The 4,438-nt window shown below is 69.8% G+C and carries 3 protein-coding genes; 2 read left to right on the top strand and 1 reads right to left on the bottom strand.

Going from position 1 to position 4,438, the window contains the following annotated elements; genetic code table 11:
- Window positions 1–982, top strand: a 982-nt coding sequence (metE, locus tag D183_RS0105725) for a 5-methyltetrahydropteroyltriglutamate--homocysteine S-methyltransferase (protein WP_017908160.1), incomplete at its 5' end; no start/stop codon positions are given.
- Window positions 983–1,221: 239 nt separating this feature from the next.
- Window positions 1,222–3,219, top strand: a complete 1,998-nt coding sequence (locus tag D183_RS0105720) for a choice-of-anchor X domain-containing protein (protein ID WP_017908159.1) — start codon at window positions 1,222–1,224, stop codon at window positions 3,217–3,219.
- 254 nt (window positions 3,220–3,473) lie between these two features.
- On the opposite strand, the gene purU is transcribed toward D183_RS0105720, so the two are convergent.
- Window positions 3,474–4,325, bottom strand: coding sequence for a formyltetrahydrofolate deformylase (purU, locus tag D183_RS0105715; RefSeq protein WP_017908158.1), 852 nt, complete (start codon window positions 4,323–4,325; stop codon window positions 3,474–3,476).
- Window positions 4,326–4,438 lie beyond the last annotated feature (113 nt).

Genomic DNA, 4,438 nt, shown 5'->3' with positions numbered 1-4,438 from the left:
CTCGTTCCCGCAGACCGAGCAGGTGCGGCAGGCGCGTGCGCAGCACAAGGCCGGCAAGCTCGACGATGCCGCGTACGACGCGTTCCTGGCCGCCGAGACCGAACGCTGCGTGCGTGCGCAGGAGCAACTGGGCCTGGATGTGCTGGTGCACGGCGAGTTCGAGCGCAACGACATGGTCGAATACTTCGGCGAGCAGCTGGACGGCTTCGCCTTCACCCGTCATGGCTGGGTGCAGAGCTACGGCTCGCGCTGCGTGAAGCCGCCGATCATCTACGGCGACGTGCAGCGCCCGGCGCCGATGACGCTGCGCTGGACCACCTACGCGCAGTCGCTGACCGAGCGGCCGATGAAGGGCATGCTGACCGGGCCGGTGACGGTGCTGCAGTGGTCGTTCGTGCGCGACGACCAGGAGCGTGCGCAGACCTGCCGGCAGATCGCGCTGGCGCTGCGCGACGAGGTGCGCGACCTGGAGGCGGCCGGCATCGGCGTGATCCAGATCGACGAGCCGGCGATCCGCGAAGGCCTGCCGCTGCGCCGCGCCGACTGGCAGGCGTACCTGGACTGGGCGGTACAGTGCTTCCGCATCGCCGCGGCCGGGGTGCGCGATGCCACGCAGATCCACACCCACATGTGCTACTCGGAGTTCAACGACATCATCGAGGCGGTGGCGGCGATGGACGCGGACGTGATCTCGATCGAGACCTCGCGCTCGCGCATGGAACTGCTCGATGCCTTCGTGCGCTTCCGCTACCCGAACGCGATCGGGCCGGGCGTGTACGACATCCACTCGCCACGCGTGCCGAGCACGCAGGAGATGGTGGCGTTGCTGGAGAAGGCGCGTGCGGTGCTGGATCCGCAGCAACTGTGGGTCAATCCGGATTGCGGGCTGAAGACCCGAGGCTGGGCGGAAACCCGCAACGCGCTGCAGGCGATGGTGGCGGCGGCGCAGCAGTTGCGCAGCCAGCACGCGCAGGCGGCGTGACCTGGCGATGCCCGGCGCCACGTGCGCCGGGCATCGCGATGGTTGCAGCATGTCCGGCATCCCAGTTCGGCGTGCATTGCTGCATTGCGTCTTTGTCCGGCAATGTGCGCTGGCTATAACCGCAGGCGAACGCGTGGCGAGGGGGCGCTGCGTCCTCGCCGACGTGCTGCCGGCGGCGCATCTGCGCCGCGGCTCCGGCATGTGCGTCTGCTTCTCAGCACCGCCAGGGAGAGCACGTCATGCCGAAGCTGTCGAACCTGTCCGCCGTCTGCGTCCTGTGTCTCGTCGTCCCCGCCGCCGCGCTGCACGCGGCCGAACTGATTCCCAAACAACTGGCCGGACCGCCGGAGGAGTTCGCGCAGATGCGCGCACCCGCCCCGGCGGAAGCGGCGATCCTGTCCAAGAGCGCGCTGCTGCCGGTGGAATTCTCCGCCGCGCGCAGCAATGGCCCGGCGCAATGGCAGACCACCCTGCCGGTGGAGAATGGCAAGCTACGCTTCGTGGTGCTGTCCGGCGACCACGATTGGCAGCCGCGGCTGAGCGCACCGGCCACGGCCAGCGCACGCATGGGCACCGCCGCCACGACGCCGCTGCTCGCGCCCAGCGCCAAGGCCACCCAACTGGGCGCCGGCGGCGCCGCACTGCCGGCGCGCGAGTACCGCGTGGACAGCGCCGCCAACGGCGACTGGACCCTGACCCTGCAGGCCGACGGCAGCAGCACGGCACAGCGTGGCTATGTGCTGATGGAGGGCGATCCGCGCACGCAACTGGCGTCCTATCCCAGCGACCGCGCGCAACTGCAGCGCGGCCAGCGTATCGGCCTGACCGCCCTGCTCGGCGGCATCGATGCGCAGGGCGGCGTGTCACTGGCGCGCAGCGCCGGCAGCGGCCGCATCGACACCGCGCAGCTGCGCGTGATCGCGCCGGACGGCTCCGTCAGCCAATGGCCGATGGCTGACGACGGCCGCCACGGCGACGGCGCCGCGGGCGATGGCGTGTATGCCGGCGACTTCCCGGCGACGGCCACCGGCACCTACATCGCGCAGGTGGTGGTGCACGGCCACGACGCCGGCGGCCAGGCCTTCGTGCGCACCAGCGAGCACGTGCTGCCGGTGCTGGACACCACCTTGCGCATCACCGCCGATGCGGTCGCCGCCAGCGCACAGCCCGGCACCCGCCTGACCATGCCGATCCCGGTGCGCATCGGCGGCGGCCAGGCGCCGGCGCACTACCGCGTGCTCGGCGAACTGTGGGGCACCGGTCGCGACGGCAGCGCGGTGCCGGTGGCCTGGCTCGGCGGCATGCTCGCGCCGCAGGACGGACGCCTGCCGCTGAGCGTGGACGAGCGCTGGATCGTCCGCGCCGGCGCGCGTGCACCGTTCACCCTGCGCAACCTGCGCGTGGAGGATCCGGACAACTTCGTGCCGCTGGCCACGCGTGCGACGCTGCCGCTGACCCTGCCGGCACTGCGTCGCAGCAGCGTGGCGCGCAGCACCGGCGCGATCGACGAGAGCATGCGCATGGGCGAGCGCCCGGCGCAGCTGAGCACCGCCGCCACCGACATGCAGGCGCAGGCCACCGGCAAGCGCCTGGTGCTGGTGCACGGCTATTGCTCGGGCGGGGTGTGGCCGGTGGCGCAGTTCACCAATGCCTCCGCGTTCCTGGACGTCAACCAGAACCGCAGCAACGACCAGTTCGCGCAGCGCCTGGCGCAGTTCGGCAGCCAGTGGAACTCGTTCGGCACGGTGGCGCACAGCCAGGGCGGCATGGCCGCGTTGCACCTGTACGTGTACTACTGGAGCGGCCTGGACAACGCCAGCGGCGGGCGGGTGATGCAGTCGGTGGGCACGCCCTACCAGGGCACCAACCTGGCCGGCATCCTGGCCACGGTGGGCTCGTGGTTCGGTGTGGGCTGCGGCACCAACAACGATCTGACCTACGACGGCGCCAAGGCCTGGCTGGCCGGCATCCCCAACTCGGCGCGGGCGCTGGTGAACTACTACACCACCTCCTTCGCCAAGACCAACTGGTACACCAACGACTACTGCAATGCGGCCTCGGACCTGGTGCTGAGCGATCCGGAGGACGGCACCGTGGAGCAGGTCAACGGCCAGCTGCCGGGCGGCGTCAACCGCGGCCACACCACCGGCCAGTGCCACACCACCGGCATGCGCGATCCGGCGCAGTACCTGGACGCCAGCCGCAACGCGACGATGAACGCCAACGCGGCGCGTTGAGGGCTGGGAATGGGGGATCGGGAATGGGGAATCGGCAGAGCAAACGCCGCGCTGCGGCTGCTGATGGTCCCCTTCCCTATTCCCGGCCCCATTCCCTGCTTCATCGGAAATGCCACCGTGCAGTGACTGGAGAGCGGGGATGATCGTCGATGCAGACGGTCGGCGCCGCGACCATGGATTACGGCAAGCGGGTGCTTAGTTGCTGTTGCTGTTGCTGCTCCCCATTCCCGATTCCCGAATCCCCACTCCCCGCCTCAGCGAAATACCACCGTGCGATGCCCGTTGAGCAGGATGCGATGCTCGACGTGGCGGCGCACGGCGCGGGCCAGTACCTGCGACTCGGTGTCGCTGCCCAGGCGCACCAGTTCGCGCGGGGTCATGGCGTGGTCAACGCGGGCCACGTCCTGCTCGATGATCGGGCCTTCGTCCAGGTCGCCGGTGACGTAGTGCGCGGTGGCGCCGATGATCTTGACCCCGCGCGCGTGCGCCTGGTGGTACGGCTGCGCGCCCTTGAAGCTGGGCAGGAAGCTGTGGTGGATGTTGATCGCGCGTCCGGCCAGCGCCGCGCACAGCGTCGGCGACAGGATCTGCATGTAGCGGGCCAGCACCACCAGATCGATGCGTTCGCGTTCGACCAGCGCCAGCAGCTGCGCCTCCTGTTCGGCGCGGTTGGCCGCACTCACCGGCAGGTGGTGGAACGGCACGCCGTAGGAGCCGGCGAGCGCGGCGAAATCGGGGTGGTTGGAGGCCACCGCGGCGATATCCACCCGCAACTGCCGACTGTGCGCGCGGAACAGCAAGTCGTTGAGGCAGTGGCCCTGTTTGCTGACCAGCACCAGCAGGCGCGCGCGGCGGCGCGCGTCGTGCAGTTGCCAGTCCATCGCGTAGTCGGCGGCCAGCGGCTCCAATTGCAGCTTCACCGCGGCGACGACGCCGTCGGCCGGCACGTCGAAGTGCACGCGCAGGAAGAAGCGGCCGCTTTCCTCGTCGCCGAACTGCTGCGCGTCGAGGATGTTGCAGCCGTGCTCGAACAGCAGGCCGCTGACGCGGTAGACGATGCCGGTGCGGTCCGGGCAGGACAGGGTCAGGATGTAGTCGGGGCGCATCTGTCGATGATAGGGGAAAGGCGGGGATTCGGGATTCGGGATTCGGGAATCGGGAATCGGGATTCGGGAATCGGGATTCGGGAATCGGGAATCGGGAATCGGGAATCGGGAAT

The sequence above is a fragment of the Xanthomonas sp. SHU 199 genome (assembly GCF_000364665.1).
Lineage (GTDB): Bacteria > Pseudomonadota > Gammaproteobacteria > Xanthomonadales > Xanthomonadaceae > Xanthomonas_A > Xanthomonas_A sontii.
The sequence above is the reverse complement of the archived record's forward strand: the minus strand, read 5'-3'. Positions and strand labels throughout refer to the sequence as shown.

Bases quoted from the DNA above. Each gene is read 5' to 3' on its own strand.
- D183_RS0105720 (WP_017908159.1), top strand. From the start codon at position 1,222: ATGCCGAAGCTGTCGAACCTGTCCGCCGTCTGCGTCCTGTGTCTCGTC.
- purU (WP_017908158.1), bottom strand. From the start codon at position 4,325: ATGCGCCCCGACTACATCCTGACCCTGTCCTGCCCGGACCGCACCGGC.